Source organism: Aggregatibacter sp. 2125159857, from assembly GCF_017798005.1.
Lineage (GTDB): Bacteria > Pseudomonadota > Gammaproteobacteria > Enterobacterales > Pasteurellaceae > Aggregatibacter.
Map to the genome: position 1 here is coordinate 694,812 of NZ_CP072548.1, position 21,960 is coordinate 716,771.

The following is a 21,960-nucleotide window of genomic DNA, read 5'->3' on the forward strand; positions in this document are numbered from 1 at the left end:
TGATTTAAAGTTTACACTTTTTGCATTAACTGATTAATAATGTAAACCTAACATAATCACAACAGGAAAGTAAATAAGAATTTTTCTCAAATTTGACATTTGACAATTAAAGGCTTTCGGCTATGTTATTGCCCCTTAAGGAGCGAACCATGAAAAAAGATATTTTTTTGAAACAGGTTGCCACTGAACTGTTTTATCAACAAGGCTGGAGATTAACCTCTGTCGCCGAAATTTGTCGGGCGGCGGGGGTGAGTCGAGTGACGTTTTATAAATATTTCCCTACCAAGCAAGATTTAGTGAAATGTATTTTTGAAGAACAAAAAAATAATATGCGGCGGGAATTTGACAGACTGTTAGCCACAGAGGCAGATTTAGCCACGGTGATCCAGCAGATTTTGACGATGCAGCAAGAATCCATGGCAACGTTGTATTCCACCGCCGTATTACATGATTTAAATCATGATCAAGATGAAACCTTACAGACTTTTTTTCGGCAAATGGCACAGGAAAAATATCACTATATGCACTATTTTTTCAGCACGTTACAACAACGCAAAAGCGTACGTGATGATTTTCCTGTGATTTTAATTGATGTGTTGATCCAAAAAATGGATGAAATGATTCACTCTTCCGTCTTACAACAACATTATGCCGGCAAAGAACAGCAGCTCTTTAAAGATGTGTTACAGCTTTTTATGCATGGCATTGCCTATCAGAAAAACGCTGCCTGATTCTTTGAGTAAAACATTTCAAAAACAGACCGCACTTGGCATGGAGAATGACGACATCAGGCATCGTTCGCCATGATTTCTGGTTATAACATATAAAAAACCGTTCTTTCCTTAAAAAATTGTCTTTTTTTTATAATGCACGAAAATCTTGTTTCGTTTTGAATTACATATGAATTGGCAATATATCTGGAACACATTACCACGTTTTATTGATGCGACTTGGATAACGTTGCAGCTTTCTTTTTGGGCGATTGTCCTTTCGTTGTTCATCGGTTTTTTCTGCGCCATTGTGACGACATATAAAGTGCGTATGCTCAATCCCATTGTGAAATTTTATATTGAACTTTCCCGCAATACACCTTTATTAATTCAGGTTTTCTTTTTGTATTTTGGCTTATCTAAAGTCGGGCTCAAACTGGATGGCTTTACTTGCGCTATCATCGGTTTGGCTTTTTTAGGCGGCAGTTATATGGCGGAAGCTATTCGAGGTGGTTTGGAAGCCATTTCTCGTGGACAGTTGGAATCCGCTTTAAGTTTAGGATTGACCCCGGTACAGGCCTTTCGTTACGTATTATTCCCTCAAGCCTTTGCTATCGCCATGCCGGCCATTGGGGCCAATTGCTTATTTTTAATGAAAGAAACTTCCGTGGTGAGTGCGATTGCCATTGCTGAGTTGATGTTTATGGCAAAGGAAATTATTGGCATGGATTACAAAACGAATGAAGCTCTATTTTTATTGGTCGTATTTTATTTAATGATTTTATTGCCGGTGTCTTTATTTGTTGCATATTTGGAACGCCGTACACGGAGAGCAAAATATGGGGCTTAATATGTTATTTGAAGGGAGCAACTTTGAGCGATTACTGGGCGGATTATGGGTGACGGCCAAAATTGCCTTTGTTTCCGTTTTTTTCGCTTGTGTTCTTGGTGTAATTCTCGGTTTATTAATGACAAACAAGAACCGGGTCATTCGCGCCCTTTGCCGCTTTTATTTGGAATTTGTCCGTATTATTCCTTTGTTGGTCCTACTTTTTATTACCTATTTTGGCGTGGCGAAATGGTTCAATACGCATATTGATGGCGTTACCGTATGTATTTTTGTCTTCATTTTTTGGGGCACGGCGGAAATGGGCGATTTGGTGCGAGGCGCATTAACTTCTATTGAAAAACATCAAGTAGAATCCGCCCATGCGTTAGGTTTAACGTCGCTACAGACTTTTCGTTATATTTTATTGCCACAAAGTTTAAAACGTGTCACACCAAGTGCGATCAACTTATTTACCCGCATGGTGAAAACCAGCTCTCTTGCCATGTTAATCGGTGTATTGGAAGTGATTAAAGTCGGGCAGCAGATTATTGAAACCTCTCTGTTTGCGGAACCTTCCGCTGCCTTGTGGATTTATGGTGTGATTTTCTTGTTATATTTTGTGATTTGCTATCCGTTATCCTTATTTTCACGTTATTTAGAAACCTATTGGGAAAAATAGAAGGTGTGTATGCCCTTATTAGAAATTAAAAATTTAGTGAAATATTACGGCGACACCCTCGCATTAAATGATATTAATTTATCCGTTAAAAAAGGCGAAGTGGTGGTGATTTTAGGCCCGTCAGGCTGTGGTAAAAGTACGCTCTTACGTTGCATTAACGGCTTAGAAGAGATAAAAAGCGGTCAATTAATTTTGCAAAATGAAGGCGCGTTGGGTAAAGACTTGCCTTGGGTGAAGGTTCGTCAACATATCGGCATGGTGTTCCAAAGCTATGAATTATTTCCGCATATGTCGGTCATTGACAATATTTTGCTTGGTCCGCTCAAAGTGCAGAAACGCCAACGTGCCCAGGTGGAAGCTCAAGCCGATATGTTGTTGAAGCGGGTTGGGCTGTTTGAGCGTAAAAATGCCTATCCGCGCGAGTTATCGGGTGGACAGAAACAACGCATAGCCATTGTGCGTTCTTTGTGTATGAATCCTGACATTATGCTGTTTGACGAAGTTACCGCCGCACTTGACCCAGAAATGGTGCGTGAAGTGTTGGATGTGATTTTAGGCTTAGCGAAAGACGGCATGACGATGCTTATCGTGACCCATGAAATGTCTTTTGCCCGCCAAGTGGCGAATCGCATTGTGTTTATGGATAAAGGACAAATCGTTGAACAGGCTTCGCCATCGGATTTCTTCACTAATCCGCAAACCGACCGTGCGAAAACCTTTCTTAACATTTTAAATTACGAACCAAGAGGAGTTAACTATGAACAAAACATTTAAAAAAGTGACCGCACTTTTCGCCACCGCATTATTGGCAATGGGCCTAACCGCTTGCAACGATAAAGAGGGCAAAACGGAATCGGCGGCTTCATCAACGATTGAGCAACTCAAACAAGCCGGCAAAGTGCGTATCGGCGTATTCAGTGACAAACTGCCATTCGGCTATGTGGACAGTCAAGGCAAAAGCCAAGGATTTGACGTGGAGATTGCCAAAGCTATCACCAAAGATTTATTGGGTGATGAAAATAAAGCGGAATATGTGTTAGTTGAAGCGGCCAACCGCGTGGAATATCTTACTTCCAATAAAGTGGATATTATTCTTGCTAATTTTACTGTCACCCCAGCGCGTGCAGAAGTAGTTGATTTTGCTAAACCTTACATGAAAGTGGCATTGGGAGTGGTCTCGAAAGATGGCGCAGTGATTACCGATGTAAATCAATTAAAAGGTAAAACCTTATTAATCAACAAAGGTACCACGGCAGACGCTTATTTCACTAAAAATTATCCTGATATCAAACTGTTGAAATTTGAGCAAAATACCGAAACCTTCGAAGCTTTACGTGACGGTCGTGGCGATGCGCTTGCTCATGACAACACATTATTGTTCGCGTGGGCGAAAGAAAATTCGGGCTTTACGGTAGGCGTAAAAAACTTAGGTGATCAAGATTTCATTGCGCCGGCAGTGAGAAAAGGGGATACCGAATTGTTGAACTGGTTAAATGCTGAAATTGAAAAACTAGGTAAACAAGGCGTGTTAAAGCAAGCCTACGAAAAAACTTTAAAGCCTATTTATGGCGATGCCATTACGGAAGCAGATGTCGTGGTTGAGTATAAATAACTAAATGCCTTCATGAAAACGCTCTGTTATGTGAAAACAGGGCGTTGTTGTTTGTTCAAGCGTAACAACCTTTTGGGTAGCCAAATTTTGGTGATTCAATCACAGTCGTTTTTCATTTTGAATGCCCTTTTACGTTTATTTTTCCTTCTGCCAATTCATCCCAAAATTCATCCAACACTGACCGCACTTCAGTCGCGCAGCTACAACAGTATTTACGGTGTTAGGTGTTTTTTGCGGTTGTACTTGGTGAGCGGTGATCTTCATACCACAACCAGGTGAGTGAGATTGATATATCGCTTGCCTTTTACCCCGCGCTTAATTTCTTTTACAATAACCCCACTAATTACCTAACAGGAGGCATTTATTATGATGAACAGAAGACGTTTTATTCAAATTGGCGCGACCAGCGTGCTGGCGCTCAGTTGTAATCGCATGGCGTTCGCGAAAAGCGATAATCAAGTCGATTTACGCATTATCGGTACTACCGATATTCATAGTTTTTTGACGGATTTTGACTATTACAAAGACGCACCGACAGAGAAATTCGGTTTTACCCGTGCGGCAAGTTTGATTCGTCAAGCCCGTGCGGAAGTGAAAAACAGCGTGTTGGTGGATAACGGCGATTTAATTCAAGGCAACCCGATTGCCGATTATCAAGCGGCAGTAGGCTATAAAGAAGGCAAATCAAACCCGGCGGTGGATTGCTTGAATGCCATGCATTATGAAGTGGGAACATTGGGTAACCACGAGTTTAACTACGGTTTGGATTATTTGGCTGATGCCATCAAACAGGCGAAGTTCCCGATAGTAAACGCCAACGTAGTGAAAGTGGGAACAGAGGAGCCTTATTACACGCCTTATGTGATTCAGGAAAAAACAGTGGTGGACAATAAAGGCAAGTCACATAAGCTAAAAATCGGTTATATCGGTTTTGTGCCGCCGCAAATTATGGTGTGGGATAAAGCCAATTTAACGGGCAAAGTGGAAACCCGCGACATTGTAAAAAGTGCGCAAAAGTATGTACCGGAAATGAAGAAAAAAGGCGCGGATATTATCGTGGCGTTGGCGCATACCGGCCCATCCGACGAGCCGTATCATGAGGGCGCAGAAAACTCCGCGTTCTATCTTGCGGATGTGCCGCACATTGACGCGGTGATTTTCGGTCACTCCCACCGCTTGTTCCCGAATAAAGAATTTGCCAAATCACCAAATGCGGATATTGCCAAGGGCACCGTAAAAGGCGTGCCGGAAAGTATGGCGGGCTATTGGGCGAACAATATCAGTGTCGTAGATTTAGTGTTGAGCGAGCATAACGGCAAATGGATTGTGACCGATGGCAAAGCGGTATTGCGTCCGATTTATGATGCGGAAAACAAAAAGGCGTTGGCAGAAAATGACCCGGAAATGACCGCACTTTTAAAAGAAACCCATGAAGCGACCCGTAAATTCGTGGCACAGCCGATTGGTAAAGCGACCGACAATATGTATAGCTATTTGGCATTGGTGCAAGATGACCCAACTATTCAAATTGTTAACCAAGCGCAAAAAGCTTATGTAGAAAAAGTTGCCCCAAGCGTACCGGCAATGGCGGGTTTGCCGATTTTAAGTGCGGGCGCACCGTTTAAAGCGGGCGGACGTAAAAATGATCCGACAGGCTACACCGAAGTGAACAAAGGCGAGTTAACGTTCCGCAATGCGGCGGATTTGTATTTGTATCCGAATACCTTGGTCGTGGTGAAAGTCAGCGGCGAACAGCTGAAAGAATGGTTGGAATGCAGCGCGGGGATGTTTAAGCAAATCGATCCGGCGAGTGATAAACCACAATCGTTATTGGATTGGGAAGGCTTCCGCACCTATAACTTCGATGTGATCGACGGTATCAATTACGAATACGATTTAACTCAACCGCCACGTTATGACGGCGAGTGCAAGTTAATCAATCCAGATGCCCACCGCGTGGTGAATCTGACTTACCAAGGCAAACCGGTGGATCCGAAAGCGGAATTCTTAATCGCGACCAATAACTACCGTGCTTATGGTAATAAATTCCCGGGCACCGGCGACAAGCATATTGTTTACGCCGCGCCGGATGAAAACCGTCAAGTGTTGGCAGATTACATCAAAGCTACCAGTGAAAAAGACGGCGCAGTGAATCCAAGTGCCGACAAAAACTGGCGCTTCGTGCCGATTAAAGGCAACGATAAATTAGATGTCCGCTTTGAAACGTCACCAAGTGAACAGGCGGCACAATTTATTAAAGAAAACGCCCAATACCCAATGAAACAGGTGGGTACGGATGAAGTGGGCTTTGCGGTATATCAAATTGATTTGACGAAATAATCGAAATTAAACTTGATCATTATATATTTAAGTATATAATGAAATTGTTTGTTTAATGTTAAGATTGTCGTCATACTTAAACACAGGGCTAGTACAAAAACTCCCCCACGTCTTTTTGAAAGATATTTGTACTAGCCATTTTTTTCTTCTTATTCCCCCTCAAAAGCTTTACTATTAAAGCTTTCTTTCTTCTTTTTAGAGATACATTTATGCATAACCTTGCGCTCGAAAAACAACTGAATCAAAAATTAAATAGCCGATTGATTGCCGACTATTGCCCCAATGGACTTCAAGTTGAAGGCAAATCAGAAATTCGGAATATCATCACAGGAGTAACCGCCAGCCAAGCGTTGATTGACTATGCGGTAGCACAAAACGCCGATGCCTTGCTGGTGCATCACGGCTATTTTTGGAAAAACGAAGATCCTTGTATTCGTGGCATGAAAGGCAATCGGATTCGTACGTTGCTAACCCATGGAATCAATTTATATGCGTATCACTTGCCTTTGGATGTTCATCCTGAATTAGGTAACAATGCACAACTTGCAGCGTTATTAGGCATTGAAAATTTGCAACCGTTAGAACAAGGGGCAACCAGTATTCCTATATGGGGAAATTTAAAACATCCTTTAACAGGCGAACAATTTGCTGAGCGGATTGCACAAGTATTACATCGTCAGCCGTTAATTTGTATCGAAAACGGACCGCACTTTATTCATAAAATTGGGCTTTGTACCGGTGGCGGACAAGGTTATATCGATCTTGCCGTACAACAAGGCTGTGATGCTTTTATTACCGGTGAAGTGTCTGAACAAACCATCCATAGTGCAAGAGAACAGGGCATCCATTTTTTTGCGGCTGGTCATCATGCGACCGAGCGGTATGGGGTCAAAGCCTTGGGAGAATGGTTAGCGAAAGAATACGGATTGGATGTTGAATTTAAGGATATAGATAATCCAGCGTAAAATGCGGCGCTTTTAATAAGAAGGCAAGATAAAGGTAAGAGGCATTGGCGGAAGATCGTAGGAGTTGAACCTACCCGAGACTGCTGGCAGCCTCAACAGGATTTGAAGTCCTGCCGCTTCACCGGAAACGACGATCTTCCCTTTAAAAAATCGTGCGAACTTTAGCGTAAAAGCCGAGGTGTTTCAAGAGAAATGGTAAAAAATTTACTTTTGTTAGTGCGGGAAATAGTGCTTTAGATTATAATCGCAAGGATTTTTTGCTTTATTTTTATAGGATACATTTCATGGTAATGGAAAAACTACACGGAGCTTCAACCAGCTGGGCTTCTAAGTTTCTTTTTGGTTTTATTACTGTCACATTTGTTATCAGTTCGATGGCAGGCTATCTTTATACCCGCGTTGATAATTCTGCGGCAAAAGTCAATGGAGAAGAGATTTCACAGCACACGTTTCAAAATCAATATAATGCTGCCTCCCGTAATTTAAGCCCGCAAGATGCCGATTCGCCGGCGCAAATCACTCAGCTCAAAACACAAATTTTAGCGTCTTTAATTAACCAAGAATTATTACGCCAATATGCGAATGATCTTAAATTAGGTGTCAGTGACGACCGTGTTAAACAAGAGATCGTGACGACACCGTCTTTCCAAAATAACGGAAAATTTGACAATACCCTCTATCAGCAAATGCTACAAAGTAATGGCATTTCCGCTGAAACCTATGCCGGCTATGTACGAGAAGCGCTGCGTTTAGAACAGCTTCAAAATGCGTTGGCAGCCACGATGTTCAGTGTTCCGGTGCAACAGGAAGCATTGGAAAAATTATTTTTCCAACGTCGTCAAGTGCGTTTTGCGAAGTTATCGCTTTTGGATGAAATTGAGAAACAAAGCGTAACCGGTGAGGAAATCCAAGCTTACTATGAGGCACATAAAGCGGAATTTACCCTTCCGGAACAGGTTAAGGTGCAATATCTTGATTTATCCGGTGCGAACATGGAAAAAAATATGAATGTGACTGATGTAGAAATTGCACAGTATTATCAAGATAATAAAGCGCAATTTACGACACAAGGTCAGCAACATTTAGCCCATATTCAAGTAAAAACTGAGCAACAAGCGCAGGATTTATATCATCAATTACAACAAGGGGCTGTCTTTGAGGAGTTAGCGAAAAATCACTCTATCGATCCAACCAGTTCAGAAAAGGGCGGTGATTTAAGTTGGGTAAGTGCGGGTGAATTTCCAGCCGTTTTTGAAGAGGCAGCAAATGCGTTAGAGGTTGGAAAATATAGCCAACCGATAAAAGTGGATGGCAATTACCATATTATTTTAGTGAAAGAACGCAAACCTGCGAAAGTGTTACCTTTAGACGAGGTGAAAGCCGAAATCGCTGCACAAATTCGTCAAAATTTAATGGGTAACCAATTCTTTTCTATTGAAAAACGCGTAGCGGATAAAGCTTTTGAAGATGCGTCTTCATTAAAAGCTGCTGCAGATGAGGCTGGCGTAAAAGTTCAGGAAACCGGCTATTTTTCTCGTAAGGATGTGCCGTCAGAATTAAATTATCCGAATGTCACGTCGGCAATTTTTGATTCTGATCTTTCTCAAGGCGGTAGCAATTCTGAGCCGATGAGTGTAGGCGAGCAACATTCTTTAGTGGTTAGAGTGCTTGATCATAAACCTCAGTCCACCCGATCCTTGGAGGATATGAAGGGCGAAATCGCAGCAACATTAAAACACCAAAAAGCTGAAGACATTGTGTTAGCACAGGCGGATAAGTTTGTACAAGATTTGACGGCTGGGAAAGCCGTAGATGGATTAAATTTTGGTGAAGCACAAACATGGGTTTTTGCCGAAACGAAAGATCCTGTCCTTGGAGACGTTATTTTCTCAATGAAAAAACCGGCTGATGGCAGCGTGACTTATAAGGCCGCTAAAAACGCAGAAGGTGGCGTAGTGATTGTGGCGTTGGATAGTGTCGAGGACGGTAAGTTAACTGCCTCAGAGAAAAAACAATTTGCAGCACAATTAGAACAAACCGACCGCATCAGTTTGCAAAATAGCTTATTAAATGCGCTACGTGCCAAAGCGAAAATTGAGATAAACGACGCATTTATTAACCAAGAGCAATAATCAAGCGTAATGCCTATGATGTCATAGGCATTATTTTTGAGCTAAATTTAAGAAACCGTATGCTTTAATGTACTCATCCCGATTCTTTTCGTGGTGAACCGTTTAACATGAAGGAGATAAAAAATGAAATTAGTCGAAGTCAAACATCCATTGGTGAAACACAAATTGGGTTTAATGCGTGCTGCAGAAATTAACACGAAAAAATTCCGTGAATTAGCCACCGAAGTCGGCAGCCTATTAACTTATGAAGCGACATCCGATTTAGAAACAGAAAAAGTCATTATTGACGGTTGGTGCGGTCCGGTTGAGATTGACCAAATCAAAGGTAAAAAAGTCACTGTCGTACCGATTTTGCGTGCCGGTCTGGGCATGATGGATGGGGTGTTAGAGCATGTTCCAAGTGCGCGTATCAGTGTTGTCGGAATGTACCGTAATGAAGAAACCCTTGAGCCGGTACCTTATTTCCAAAAATTAGCCAGCGATTTAGATGAACGTTTAGCTATCGTTGTTGACCCGATGTTAGCGACCGGTGGTTCTATGATTGCAACCATCGATTTGTTAAAACAAAAAGGGTGCAAACACATTAAAGTTTTAGTATTAGTTGCCGCCCCGGAAGGCCTTGCTGCATTAGAAAAAGCGCATCCGGACATTGAATTATACACCGCGGCAATTGATGATCACTTAAACGAAAACGGGTATATCATTCCGGGTTTAGGTGATGCAGGAGATAAAATTTTCGGTACGAAATAATCCTGAAACCGGAAATTTTATTAACACGTTAGGCGGATTTTTATCCGCCTTTTTGCGGCAAGAAGAAACAAAAACATTTCGAAAAATGACCGCACTTTTTAAGTTAATTCAGACAGCGAGTTGAAACTTACATGACACATACAACACAAGCTCCAATTACGGAGCAACAGAGTTCCGTTAAACAAGCATTTGTGGGTTTACAAATGCTATTCGTTGCCTTTGGTGCATTGGTTTTAGTACCGTTAATTACCGGATTAGATGCCAATACCGCCTTGCTCACCGCAGGTATCGGTACTTTATTATTCCAACTTTGTACCGGCAAACAAGTGCCGATTTTCTTGGCCTCTTCTTTTGCCTTTATTGCCCCGATTCAATATGGTGTCGCCACTTGGGGAATTCCTGCCACAATGGGCGGTTTAGCCTGTGCCGGTTTGGTTTATTTAGCGCTGAGTACATTAGTCAAATTGCGTGGTGCCGCGGCATTAGAACGCATTTTCCCTCCTGTGGTCGTTGGTCCCGTGATTATTATCATCGGTATGGGCTTAGCGCCGGTCGCCGTCGATATGGCACTCGGTAAAAATAGCGCTTACCAATACAATGATGCTGTTTTAGTGTCTATGGTAACCCTCATCACAACCTTGTGCGTAGCCGTCTTCTCCAAAGGTTTAATGAAACTTATCCCAATTATGTTCGGTATCACCGTCGGTTATGTTCTCTGCCTTTTCATGGGACTCATTAATTTCCAACCCGTTTTAGATGCGCCTTGGTTTAGTTTGCCAAACATCACCACGCCGGAATTTAAATTAGAAGCCATTTTATATTTACTGCCAATTGCCATTGCGCCCGCTGTGGAACACGTTGGTGGCATTATGGCGATTAGTTCCGTGACCGGCAAAGACTTCATCAAAAAACCGGGGTTACACCGCACTTTGTTAGGTGATGGTATTGCAACCAGTGCCGCTTCCTTATTAGGCGGTCCACCAAATACGACCTATGCAGAAGTGACCGGTGCGGTCATGCTCACCCGTAATTTCAATCCAAATATCATGACTTGGGCGGCCGTCTGGGCAATTGCTATTTCCTTCTGTGGAAAAGTCGGTGCCTTTTTATCCACTATACCAACTATCGTGATGGGCGGTATCATGATGCTGGTATTCGGTTCCATTGCCGTTGTCGGTATGAGCACCTTGATCCGCGCCAAAGTCGATGTCACCGAGGCACGTAACCTTTGCATCATTGCTGTGGTCATGACATTTGGTATCGGTAACATGTTCGTTGATGTTGGTGGCGTGTCCTTAAAAGGAATCAGCCTTTGCGCGGTGGTTGCCATCATTTTGAACTTGGTATTACCTAAAGCGAAAAACGAAGCCGCATAAAACGCATATGTAACAGTCATTAGCAGGAAGGAAAAATATCCGCTAATGACTTTCTAATTTTAAAAATTTCGTTTATTCTTACCGCACTTTATTTCAGCATTTTCGGTATTTGATTTGAGCGAGCCACATTTCCAACTTCCTCTCCCCATTCATCAATTTGATAATGACACGCTGGAAAATTTTTACGCGGAAAACAATCAGCTTCTGCTCAGCTCCTTGCAAAAAAACTTTTCCCATCTCAGCCAACCTTTTTTCTATCTTTGGGGGCAGCGTGGTTGTGGAAAAAGCCATCTATTAAAAGCCATTTGTCATCATTACTTAACGCATCAGCGCCCTGCCTTATACGTGCCTTTGAACAAAGCACAATATTTCTCTCCGGCAGTACTGGAAAATCTAGAGCAACAAGAATTAGTGTGTTTGGATGATTTACAAGAAGTGATTGGTAATCCGGACTGGGAAGTGGCTATTTTCGATTTAATCAATCGAATCAGAGAGACCGGAAAAACGCTTTTAGTGATCGGCGCGGATCAATCGCCGACCAATTTATCGGTCCATTTACCGGATTTGGCGTCTCGTCTCACATGGGGCGAGGTGTATCAATTAATGCCGTTAAATGATCAACAAAAAATCACGGTCTTACAACTGGCAGCACATCAGCGCGGCATTGAATTGCCTGACGAAACGGCTAATTTTCTCTTCAAACGTTTAGAACGGGATATGAAAACCTTGTTTAATGCGTTAGAAAAACTCGATCAAGCCTCATTGCAGGCGCAACGTAAACTAACGATTCCCTTCGTTAAAGAAATTTTGGCGTTATAACAGCGGATGTTACAACCATCTGCGAGTACGTTGGCAGTACGCCGTAAATGCATCACCAAAAATATTTCGTAAATTTTCCTCTTCCCGCTTAATTTGAAATTCGGTGATATACCACACAAATAGTATCACACCTAATATAGCTGACAACGAGCCAAGGTAAGCATTCCACGCCAATAAAACAAAGGCTAAGCCTAGATACATTGGATTACGACTGTATTGATAAATTCCATTCGTCACTAATTGTGAGGTTTTTTCGATTTTTAGTGGATCAATCGTGGTTTTAGCGAATAAAAATTGTAAGACGCTCGCCATGCCGATCACGCAACCCATTCCGCCAAGTACAATCACCAACCACAATGGAGATGGAAATTGCCAAACAGGTGGGAGGATTTTCATTAGCAAAGCACAGAAGACAAAAATTAATGGGGGTGGAATAGGGATTTTGCGTTGATTATTCGCCATGATATTCCTCATTGTTAAAAGAAAGGCTTGGTTTTCCCAAGCCTTAAAAACTATAAATTATTTAACCGCACTTGAATGAGTTGTTGCTCTAACGGAGTGGCATTTTGCTGGGCTTGTTGATAAGCGCTTTTCGCAGCCTCCTTATCTCCTTTCGCCAACTGAATATCGCCAACTAAGATATTTTTAGCCCCATTCCAAGCCTCATCTTTCACTAATTTCAAACTGTCTAACGCCGGATCAAATTGTCCAAGCTGGAATTGTACCGCCGCCAAACGCAACGCCGTTACAGAAGATAAAATGTCATCCGTTGATTGCGCCACAGCCTGTTTTAACGCTTCTTCAGCCTGCGTAAAATCTTGTTTTTCAACAGCAATTTTGGCTTTATCTAACAAGGCTAACACCGCGTAGGCAGTTTTCTCATTATTTTTAATGAATTGAGCAAATTGCGCTTCTTGTGCTTGTGGATCTTTTTTATAGTTAAACAACACTTGCTCGTATTCAGCAGAAACATTGTGGATTTTTTGTAGCTGATAAGATTGCCAATAGTTCCAGCCGAATACGCCAACACAGGCAATCACAAAACAAGCAATAATAAACTTATAGTTTTCTTGCCACCACGCTTTAATCGCACTGAGTTCTTGTTCTTCTTCAATGGTATACGCCATGTTGTTTCCTTATTTGAATGTGTTTTGAATATGATTGATGATGTCGCTGAATGCCACAACGGCTTGTTCGCTATGTTGCAACAAGTTTTTTACCACCACTTGTTGATTTTTCACTTCATCCTCGCCGATAACTAAGGCTAACTTCGCACCACTTTTATCGGCTCGTTTAAATTGCTTTTTGAAATTCCCGCCGCTGCAGTGTAAAAGGGTACGTAAGTGCGGTAATTCTGAACGAAGTTTTTCTGCCAAATTAAAGGCGGCCACGGTAGTGCCTTCGCCTTGATAAACGATATAAATATCTACCGCACTTGGCAAGGTAATCTGTGTATTCACTTCCTGTACTAACAGGACCAAACGCTCCAAGCCCATAGCAAAGCCAACACCACTTGTGGCATGACCGCCTAGCTGTTCAACCAACCCATCGTAACGACCACCACCGCAGACGGTACCTTGTGCGCCTAAAGCGGAAGTTACCCATTCAAATACGGTTTTGTTGTAATAATCTAAGCCGCGCACCAATTTTTGATTGATTTCGTACTGAATGCCTAAACTATCCAGCAAGGCGCATAATTGCGCAAAATGTTCGCGGGAATCGTCATCAAGATAATCGTGTAATTTCGGTGCATCATTTAGCACTTCTTGAACACGTTGATCTTTACTGTCCAAAATCCGTAACGGATTGGTGGTTAAACGACGCTTGCTGTCTTCATCTAAAATATCAATGTGATTTTGTAAAAAATCGACCAAGGCTTGACGATAATTTTTGCGCGCCTCTAGTGAACCGATGGAGTTAAGTTGAAGCGTAACATGGTCAAAAATGCCTAAATCCTTCCATAAACGGGCGGTTAAGGCGATAAGTTCCGCATCAATTTCCGGATTAGGAATACCAAAAATCTCTACGCCCACTTGATGAAACTGACGATAACGACCTTTTTGCGGACGTTCATAACGGAACATCGGCCCCATATACCATAAACGTTGTTCTTGGTTGTACAACAAACCGTGCTCGATACCGGCGCGAACACAACCTGCCGTGCCTTCCGGACGCAAAGTCAAACTTTCCTCATCACGGTCATCGAACGTAAACATTTCTTTTTCCACCACATCGGTGACTTCACCGATAGCGCGGGCGAATAACGGCGTGCTTTCCACAATTGGCATACGGATTTCCGCGTAACCATACGCACTTAAAACCGACCGCACTTTATTCTCAATCCATTGCCATAGCGGGGTTTCTGTTGGTAAGCAATCGTTCATACCACGAATTGCCTGAATAGTTTTTGCCACAATAACTTCCTGTGTTTATAAAAAATTAAAGAATACGATTTTTAGGATCTTGTTGCGCAACACGGGCGCGAATTTTTGCTTCTAATTGATTAATTAAATCATCGTTATCAAAACGTTCTTTCTGACGTTCGCCGTCAAGATAATAGCCGCTTTTCTTATTGCCGCCGGTGACGCCTAAATCAGACACTAACGCTTCCCCCGGGCCATTGACGACACAGCCGATAATTGACACATCCATCGGCGTAATAATATCTTCTAAACGTTGTTCGAGCGCATTTACGGTGCCAATCACATCAAATTCCTGACGAGAACAGGTCGGGCAAGCAATAAAGTTAATGCCACGAGAACGAATACGCAGTGATTTTAAAATATCAAAGCCCACTTTGATTTCTTCCACCGGATCGGCGGCTAAAGACACTCGCAGGGTGTCACCGATCCCTTCAGCCAATAACATACCTAATCCGATGGCAGATTTCACTGCACCGGCACGCGCACCACCGGCTTCGGTAATACCCAAATGCAACGGCTGTTTAATCGCCTTGGCGAGTAAGCGATAAGATTCCACTGCCAAATACACATCGGAGGCTTTAACGCTCACTTTAAATTGATCGAAGTTCAAACGATCTAAAATTTCAACATGGCGCAATGCCGATTCCAACAATGCCTGTGGCGTCGGTTCACCGTATTTTTCCTGAATATCTTTTTCCAGTGAGCCGGCATTCACCCCAATACGAATGGGAATATTTTTATCTTTAGCGCAATCCACTACGGCGCGAATACGATCTTCACGTCCGATATTACCCGGATTGATACGCAAGCAGTCCACACCGTATTCAGCGACTTTCAGCGCAATGCGATAATCAAAATGAATATCAGCGACTAACGGTACGTTCACTTGCTGTTTAATTAATTTGAACGCTTCCGCCGCTTCCATGGTTGGCACGGACACCCGTACAATATCGGCACCAACGCGCTCTAACGATTTGATTTGCGCGACCGTGGCTTCAACATCGGTCGTTCTTGTGTTGGTCATCGACTGCACCGCAATCGGTGCATCACCCCCGATGGGTACATTTCCTACATAAATTTTCGTGGATTCTCTACGCTGAATTTTTGGCTTTTCTAACATTGTTCGCCCATTATTGAGGTAATTTAAATTTTGCGACACGCCCATCTACCGTTAACGGGAAAGCTTCGCCTTTATATGTAATTTTCACATTTGCCGGCGCACCGATAATCAAAGAATAAGGTTCACCTTCGCTGAAATTGAGGACATCGCCTTGCTTATATTCTTTTTGCGCTAACACTTTTCGGTTCTTGTCTTTCACACTGATCCAGCAATTACCGATAACTTCAATGTATAAAGCCTCTTTTGTCGCAGCTGCAGAAACACTTGCATTTTCCACCGCACTTTGTTGTTGCGGCTGTTGCGCTGTGGTTGCCTCCGCAGTTGATGCCGATTTCATACCGGTGATTTTATCCATTTCCGCTTGTAATGCATTAGTTGGTGCCGGTGTACTAGACTCATTCGCCGATGGCGTTGTCGGGGCGCTTGTTACTGAGCTGCCCGTAGTAGAACCTGTTGCGGTAATAACACCGGTAGCATCTTGCGGTTTGTCATTGGATACTGCAGCAGGTGTTGAGGTGGTTGCCATGGTTTGGGTGTAGGCGTTGACTAAATTATCGCGCTCTTCATTGGTATGCTGATGATTTTCCCACCACCACATTCCTGTCATACCGATCACGATAAGCACTACCAGCGCAGTTAAATAACCGATCCAACGATGATGTGATGTGTATTGATTGACAGCATGTGTCGCTCTCGCATTTTTGCCTAAATCATTTTCTTGGTCATGACCAAAATGTACTAAATTTGTCCATTCAGATTCCGGAATGCGTAAAAATTTAGCATAGTTTCGCACATAACCTCGCATGAATGTCGCCGGAACGGCTGCATTCACAAATTGATTTTCTTCAAGAGTTTTTAAGATTGATGGGCGTAATGCGATAGCTTCAGCGACCTCTTCCAAAGAAAGGTGTAACGCTTCTCGCGCAATACGAAATTTATCACCGAGCGTTATTTCTGGTGAATCGGTTTGGCATTCTTGTGTGTTCATAAACGAAAGTTTTTTTACTAAAATTTAACAGGTAAAGTTTAAGGTTGTCAGGCGTCTTTTGCAACTGTTATATAGCGTGATTCTGTGCCACGAGAGAATTTGTTAAGCATTTTGGGCGAAAAAATAAAGGCGGAAAATACGCTTGAAAAGAAGCGAATGAACAAGCAACAAAAACAGGGGAAAAATTCACCGCACTTTTTCGGTAATTTATCAGGCTATTTTGTGAATTGAGCGAATCTCTTTGCACGTTCTGGTGCGATCTTCTCAAGTGCGGTCAGATTTTCTTGGTAAATTTTCTGATCTTTCGCGGATAAGGCGCAGAGTGCCAGGTTTTCATAAGTGTCGGCTTGGTGATAATACTGCGGGCTATTTAATGCCTGTGTGAATTGTTTATAGGCCGCCTGATATTCTCCTTGCGCACACAAAAACGCACCGAAATTATTCAAGACATCCCCTTGTGTATCATCCAATTTAATGGCCGTTAAATACGCTTGTTTAGCGTGTTCCATATCCCCTTGTTGTTGATAAAAATAGGCTAACGCAGCGTGTACCAAATAGTATTTTGGGGCATAAGAAAGGGCTTTATCTAAATTTAATTTCGCTTGGCTACCGTTTTGTTGTTGTAAATAACCTAATGCCAGTTCTACACGGGCTTTTGCCGCCGCCTGTTTATCAAAATCTGATGTGTCGGAATGGCTGACGCAGGCAGAAAGTAAAAAAGGAAAAATAAAGATCGCAAAACGGTAAAAGATAAACTGAATAGGGCGCATAATTTTTCCTCTCTTACTTATCAACTCATTGAACTTGAACGGCAATCGCCTCGCCAAAACGTTTTTTCTGTGCAGTACGTTTGGTCCGGTCAATCACATCGCCGGCTAATTGTCCGCAGGCCGCATCAATGTCATCGCCACGGGTTTTACGCACAATCACCGTTAAACCGTATTCCATCAAGGTTTTTTGGAAACGGTCAATACGCGTATTAGAGCTTTTCGCGTAAGGCGCTTCCGGGAACGGGTTCCATGGAATCAAATTGATTTTACATGGCGTATTTTTTAACACTTCCGCTAATTGATGGGCGTGTTCCACATGATCATTCACATGATCCAACATGACATATTCGATGGTCACTTTGCCATGGTTGGCGTTAGAAACGCTTAAATAGCGATTCACCGAATCAATTAAGGTTTTGATATTGTATTTTTTGTTTAGTGGCACGATTTCATCACGCAATTCATCGTTTGGTGCATGCAAGGAAATCGCCAATGCTACATCGATCATTTTGCTTAAATTATCAAGCGCCGGCACAACACCGGATGTGGATAATGTCACACGGCGTTTAGATAAACCATAAGCGAAATCGTCCAACATAATTTCCATCGCCGGTACCACATTCGCCACATTCAACAACGGCTCGCCCATACCCATCATCACCACATTGGTAATCGGACGCACGCCTGTTACCCCAAAATTGCCAATGATTTTCGATGCGCGCCATACTTGCCCAATAATTTCTGACACCGTTAAATTGCGGTTGAAGCCTTGTTGCGCGGTCGAACAAAAAGTACAAGCTAATGCGCAGCCAACCTGTGAAGAAACACATAACGTGGCGCGATCCGCTTCCGGAATGTACACGGTTTCCACTTGTTGATCACCGACCTGCATCGCCCATTTAATCGTGCCATCGGCAGAACGCTGTTCCACCGCCACTTCCGGTGCTTTAATTTCTGCCACGGACTTTAATTTTTCCCGTAACTTTTTATTTAAATTGGTCATATTGTCGAAATTGTCTTCACCAAAATGGTAAATCCATTTCACCAACTGATCGGCGCGGAACGGTTTTTCGCCCAATTCGGCAAAAAACTCACGCATCTGCGCACGGGTTAAATTCATTAAATTGACTTTTTTTGCCGGTTCGGCAACAGCTTGCACTGATACTGTTTGTTCTGACATGGAGCCTCGTTATTACACATTACGGCGGATACCGAAATTTTTGGTGATATTTTAAACAATAGAAAAATAAGGGTGCGATTGTACTGATTTCGATTTGATTAATCTAGCGATTTTGTATGCGCCATACAAACGATCAGAAAATGACCGCACTTTTACGCGTGATCAAGCTAGGCGTTATCAATGGCAAAAGAGATCACCTCTTTAATGTGTTCCGCACTCATGGCAATCATCAATAAGCGATCCACACCTAATGCGACACCGGAACAATTCGGAATGCCTGCCTGCAAGGCGGATAATAAGCGCGTATCAATGGCGCGCACAGGTAACCCCATTTTTTCCCGTTGCAGATTATCTTGCTGAAAGCGTCTTAATTGCTCGCGTGCATCAGACAATTCGTGGAAACCGTTAGCGAGTTCCAATCCTTTATAGTAAAACTCAAAGCGTTCTGCCACGCGCAAATCTTCCGAACTGATTTGCGCTAAAGCCGCCTGACTTGCCGGAAAATGATACACCACGACAGGCGCTTCCTGCCCAATTTGCGGCTCGACGACCGCACTAAATAAAAATTGCAGTAAGGTGTCGCGACTTTCATTTTCTGCACCCATTAACTGGTGTTTTTTGGCTTTTTCCACCAATTCGGCGAGATCAGCTGACAACGGATCCAAGCCAACATATTGTTGGAACGCAAATTGATAACTCATGCTTTCTGCCGGCGGACATTCCAAAATTTGTTGTAGCAAATCATCTACCTCGTTAATTAAGCGATACATATCAAAGTGCGGTCGATACCATTCCAGCATGGTAAATTCAGGGTTGTGTCGATTGCCCGCTTCTTCATTGCGGAACACTTTGCCGATTTGAAATATCGGACCGCTGCCTGCCGCCAGCAAGCGTTTCATGTGATATTCCGGGCTGGTAGAAAGCCACAGAGTTTTCGACTGCTCACCAAACGGTGAAATAAATTCTGTACTGAAGGTGGCGAGATGCACATCGGTCACCCCAAATTCGCTCAACACCGGCGTTTCCACTTCCAATAAACCACGATCGGTAAAAAATCGGCGAATTTCTTCAATTAATTTTGCGCGAGTTAGCAAATTTTTAATGGAGGCGCTAGGTTGCCATTGAGTTTGTTCAAACATCGGTATCCCTTTATTAAAGATAATTGCGAAAGCGTGATTGCGCATTTTAAAGCAAGTGAATCAAAATGCATAAACGAATCCTTTTTTCACCGCACTTTTATTGGTCTTTAGTTAAATCTTTGTTAATTACTTGTTATTTTAAAGACAAAAGATGAACAATTCGCGTCGTGCGTTAACTTTTTTGAGGTAGATCACAAAATTGTAACAAAGTTGAGAAAAAAGATTTTCATCATAAAAAATAATGGCAAAATGACCTTACCCTAACAGCGCCAAAGAGCTATTTGGTGTTTTTATTATTGTCATTTCTTTACTTGGAGGAATATCGTGCAAACTGTGAATGTTGATATCGCCATTGTTGGCGCCGGTGGCGGTGGTTTACGGGCGGCGATTGCTGCAGCGCAAGCTAATCCCAACCTTAAAATTGCGTTAGTCTCAAAAGTTTATCCAATGCGTAGCCACACGGTTGCGGCAGAAGGGGGGGCAGCGGCGGTCATTAAAGAGGAAGACTCTTATGACAAACACTTTCAGGACACCGTCGCAGGTGGTGACTGGCTTTGTGAACAAGACGTTGTCGAATATTTCGTGGAACACTCACCGGTAGAAATGACCCAGCTTGAACGTTGGGGATGTCCTTGGAGTCGTAAGGCTGATGGTGACGTAAACGTACGCCGTTTCGGTGGCATGAAAATCGAACGTACTTGGTTCGCTGCCGATAAAACCGGTTTCCACTTATTGCATACGCTCTTCCAAACTTCTATTCAATACCCGCAAATTGTACGTTTCGATGAACACTTCGTTCTTGATATTTTAGTAGATGATGGTCATGCTCGCGGTATGGTTGCCATGAACATGATGGAAGGTTCTTTAGTTCAAATTAATGCTAATGCTGTTGTAATCGCTACAGGTGGTGGTTGCCGCGCTTTCCGTTTCAATACGAATGGTGGCATTGTAACCGGAGACGGTTTATCAATGGCGTATCGCCATGGTGTGCCATTGCGCGACATGGAATTCGTGCAATATCACCCAACCGGCTTGCCGAATACCGGTATTTTAATGACCGAAGGTTGTCGTGGTGAGGGTGGTATTTTAGTCAATAAAGACGGCTATCGCTATTTACAAGACTACGGTTTGGGACCGGAAACGCCAATCGGTAAACCACAAAACAAATACATGGAATTAGGCCCGCGCGATAAAGTATCCCAAGCGTTCTGGCAAGAATGGCGCAAAGGCAATACCTTAAAAACTGCCAAAGGTGTGGATGTGGTGCACCTGGACTTACGTCATCTCGGTGAACAATATTTACATGAACGTTTACCATTCATTTGCGAACTCGCGAAAGCCTATGAAGGTGTGGATCCGGTGAAAGCGCCAATTCCTGTGCGTCCGGTCGTACACTACACCATGGGCGGTATCGAAGTGGATTTCAACAGCGAAACCCGAATTAAAGGCTTATTTGCCGTAGGTGAATGTGCTTCTTCCGGTTTACATGGTGCGAACCGTTTAGGTTCTAACTCCTTAGCCGAATTAGTGGTGTTAGGTCGCGTTGCCGGTGAATATGCGGCGCAACGTGCCGTCGAAGCCAAATCAGGCAACCAAAATGCGATTGATGCACAAGCGCAAGATGTCGTTAAACGCTTAAATGACTTATTCGCTCAAGAAGGTACGGAATCTTGGTCTGAAATTCGTGATGAAATGGGTCAAGCCATGGAAGAAGGCTGCGGTATCTATCGTACGCAAGAAAGTATGCAACAAGCCGTTGATAAAATTGCTGAACTCAAAGAACGTTATAAACGCATTCATGTTTCTGACCGTTCCAGCGTGTTTAATACCAACTTATTATACACCGTTGAGTTGGGTTACATTTTGGATGTGGCACAGTCTATTGCGAACTCTGCGATTGAACGTAAAGAGTCTCGTGGCGCGCACCAACGTTTGGATTACACCGAACGTGATGATGTGAACTACTTGAAACATACCTTGGCGTTCTATAACGAAAACGGTGCGCCACGCATTGAATACAGCCCAGTGAAAATCACTAAATCACAACCGGCAAAACGTGTTTACGGTGCAGAAGCCGAAGCAGCAGAAGCCGCCGCGAAGGCAAAAGAACAAGCGGGTAAGGAGTAAT

The 21,960-nt window shown here is 43.0% G+C and carries 20 protein-coding genes and 1 tRNA gene; 12 read left to right on the forward strand and 9 right to left on the reverse strand.

Annotation, left to right across the window (positions count from 1 at the left end; translation table 11 throughout):
• Window positions 1-149: 149 nt before the first annotated feature.
• The 7 genes from J5X96_RS03575 (at window position 150) to J5X96_RS03605 (ending at window position 7,135) form a co-directional block, all read left to right on the forward strand.
• Window positions 150-731, forward strand: coding sequence for a TetR/AcrR family transcriptional regulator (locus tag J5X96_RS03575; protein ID WP_209364401.1), 582 nt, complete (start codon window positions 150-152; stop codon window positions 729-731).
• A 169-nt stretch (window positions 732-900) separates the two neighbouring features.
• Window positions 901-1,560 (forward strand): amino acid ABC transporter permease, encoded by a 660-nt coding sequence (locus tag J5X96_RS03580; protein ID WP_209364402.1) that lies wholly within the window; start codon window positions 901-903, stop codon window positions 1,558-1,560.
• Entirely contained in the window at window positions 1,550-2,218 is a 669-nt protein-coding gene (locus J5X96_RS03585) for an amino acid ABC transporter permease (protein ID WP_209364759.1), read from the forward strand. The genes J5X96_RS03580 and J5X96_RS03585 overlap by 11 nt, the downstream gene beginning before the upstream one ends.
• A gap of 9 nt (window positions 2,219-2,227) precedes the next feature.
• Entirely contained in the window at window positions 2,228-2,992 is a 765-nt protein-coding gene (locus J5X96_RS03590) for an amino acid ABC transporter ATP-binding protein (RefSeq protein WP_209364403.1), read from the forward strand.
• Window positions 2,976-3,830 (forward strand): cysteine ABC transporter substrate-binding protein, encoded by an 855-nt coding sequence (locus J5X96_RS03595; protein WP_209364404.1) that lies wholly within the window; start codon window positions 2,976-2,978, stop codon window positions 3,828-3,830. The genes J5X96_RS03590 and J5X96_RS03595 overlap by 17 nt, the downstream gene beginning before the upstream one ends.
• Before the next feature lie 366 nt (window positions 3,831-4,196).
• Window positions 4,197-6,170 carry a 2',3'-cyclic-nucleotide 2'-phosphodiesterase gene (cpdB, locus tag J5X96_RS03600; RefSeq protein WP_209364405.1) on the forward strand — a complete coding sequence of 658 codons (1,974 nt, stop codon included), beginning with the start codon at window positions 4,197-4,199 and terminating at the stop codon, window positions 6,168-6,170.
• Between the two features lie 209 nt (window positions 6,171-6,379).
• Complete coding sequence (locus tag J5X96_RS03605) at window positions 6,380-7,135, forward strand: Nif3-like dinuclear metal center hexameric protein (RefSeq protein WP_209364406.1); 756 nt, start codon at window positions 6,380-6,382, stop codon at window positions 7,133-7,135.
• 45 nt (window positions 7,136-7,180) lie between these two features.
• On the opposite strand, the gene J5X96_RS03610 is transcribed toward J5X96_RS03605, so the two are convergent.
• A tRNA-Sec gene (locus tag J5X96_RS03610) sits at window positions 7,181-7,275 on the reverse strand.
• Window positions 7,276-7,419: 144 nt separating this feature from the next.
• Between J5X96_RS03610 and ppiD the strand changes: the two genes are divergently transcribed.
• From ppiD to hda, 4 genes are all read left to right on the forward strand, one after another.
• Window positions 7,420-9,267, forward strand: a complete 1,848-nt coding sequence (gene ppiD, locus J5X96_RS03615; protein WP_209364407.1) for a peptidylprolyl isomerase — start codon at window positions 7,420-7,422, stop codon at window positions 9,265-9,267.
• A 123-nt stretch (window positions 9,268-9,390) separates the two neighbouring features.
• Window positions 9,391-10,017: a uracil phosphoribosyltransferase gene (gene upp, locus J5X96_RS03620; protein ID WP_006719274.1), complete on the forward strand. Its 627-nt coding sequence runs from the start codon at window positions 9,391-9,393 to the stop codon at window positions 10,015-10,017.
• Between the two features lie 131 nt (window positions 10,018-10,148).
• Window positions 10,149-11,393, forward strand: coding sequence for an NCS2 family protein (locus J5X96_RS03625; protein WP_111295384.1), 1,245 nt, complete (start codon window positions 10,149-10,151; stop codon window positions 11,391-11,393).
• Between the two features lie 114 nt (window positions 11,394-11,507).
• On the forward strand, window positions 11,508-12,212 hold the full coding sequence (gene hda / locus J5X96_RS03630) for a DnaA inactivator Hda (RefSeq protein WP_209364408.1): 705 nt from the start codon (window positions 11,508-11,510) through the stop codon (window positions 12,210-12,212).
• Window positions 12,213-12,221: 9 nt separating this feature from the next.
• Here hda and J5X96_RS03635 read toward each other — a convergent pair whose 3' ends face one another.
• The 8 genes from J5X96_RS03635 to epmA form a co-directional block, all read right to left on the reverse strand.
• Entirely contained in the window at window positions 12,222-12,674 is a 453-nt protein-coding gene (locus J5X96_RS03635; protein WP_209364409.1) for an isoprenylcysteine carboxylmethyltransferase family protein, read from the reverse strand.
• 50 nt (window positions 12,675-12,724) lie between these two features.
• Complete coding sequence (locus J5X96_RS03640; RefSeq protein ID WP_021615980.1) at window positions 12,725-13,339, reverse strand: YfgM family protein; 615 nt, start codon at window positions 13,337-13,339, stop codon at window positions 12,725-12,727.
• 9 nt (window positions 13,340-13,348) lie between these two features.
• Window positions 13,349-14,626, reverse strand: coding sequence for a histidine--tRNA ligase (gene hisS / locus J5X96_RS03645; RefSeq protein ID WP_209364410.1), 1,278 nt, complete (start codon window positions 14,624-14,626; stop codon window positions 13,349-13,351).
• A 25-nt stretch (window positions 14,627-14,651) separates the two neighbouring features.
• Entirely contained in the window at window positions 14,652-15,755 is a 1,104-nt protein-coding gene (ispG, locus tag J5X96_RS03650) for a flavodoxin-dependent (E)-4-hydroxy-3-methylbut-2-enyl-diphosphate synthase (protein ID WP_209364411.1), read from the reverse strand.
• Between the two features lie 10 nt (window positions 15,756-15,765).
• Complete coding sequence (locus J5X96_RS03655; protein ID WP_209364412.1) at window positions 15,766-16,743, reverse strand: RodZ family helix-turn-helix domain-containing protein; 978 nt, start codon at window positions 16,741-16,743, stop codon at window positions 15,766-15,768.
• A gap of 215 nt (window positions 16,744-16,958) precedes the next feature.
• A complete protein-coding gene (gene pilW / locus J5X96_RS03660; protein WP_209364413.1) occupies window positions 16,959-17,513 on the reverse strand; it encodes a type IV pilus biogenesis/stability protein PilW in 555 nt (184 codons plus the stop codon).
• A 25-nt stretch (window positions 17,514-17,538) separates the two neighbouring features.
• The gene (locus J5X96_RS03665; RefSeq protein ID WP_209364414.1) at window positions 17,539-18,693 is read right to left on the reverse strand and encodes a bifunctional tRNA (adenosine(37)-C2)-methyltransferase TrmG/ribosomal RNA large subunit methyltransferase RlmN; all 1,155 of its coding nucleotides are present in this window, start codon (window positions 18,691-18,693) and stop codon (window positions 17,539-17,541) included.
• 167 nt (window positions 18,694-18,860) lie between these two features.
• Entirely contained in the window at window positions 18,861-19,832 is a 972-nt protein-coding gene (gene epmA, locus J5X96_RS03670; protein WP_209364415.1) for an elongation factor P--(R)-beta-lysine ligase, read from the reverse strand.
• Between the two features lie 324 nt (window positions 19,833-20,156).
• Here epmA and frdA point away from each other — a divergent pair, with 324 nt between their 5' ends.
• A complete protein-coding gene (gene frdA / locus J5X96_RS03675) occupies window positions 20,157-21,959 on the forward strand; it encodes a fumarate reductase (quinol) flavoprotein subunit (protein ID WP_209364416.1) in 1,803 nt (600 codons plus the stop codon).
• The last annotated feature ends 1 nt before the right edge of the window (window position 21,960 follow it).